The organism is Alkalicoccobacillus porphyridii (genome assembly GCF_007293315.1).
In the GTDB taxonomy this organism is placed as follows: domain Bacteria; phylum Bacillota; class Bacilli; order Bacillales; family Bacillaceae_D; genus Alkalicoccobacillus; species Alkalicoccobacillus porphyridii.
The window spans coordinates 1-242 of sequence record NZ_VLXZ01000386.1; the positions used below are offsets into that span (position 1 = coordinate 1).

A 242-nucleotide genomic window follows, 5' to 3' on the forward strand; every position below is an offset into this window, starting at 1 on the left:
GCTTATCGCAAAGAAGAAGGCGGTATCTATTCCTGGATGAATAATAGTGTCGGACCACGTTTTGCCTTCATTGGTACGTTTATGTGGTTTTCCTCTTATATCATCTGGATGGTGAGTACCTCCGCGAAAGTTTGGGTACCGTTCTCAACATTCCTCTATGGTAGCGACATGACCCAGCACTGGCGTATTGCCGGACTGGAGCCTACGCAGGTGGTTGGTCTGCTGGCAGTGGCATGGATGAT

General features: G+C 49.2%; 1 pseudogene. It reads left to right on the forward strand.

The window, feature by feature from the left end:
- Positions 1-242: pseudogene (locus FN960_RS24680) on the forward strand (glutamate/gamma-aminobutyrate family transporter YjeM); the annotation flags it as partial.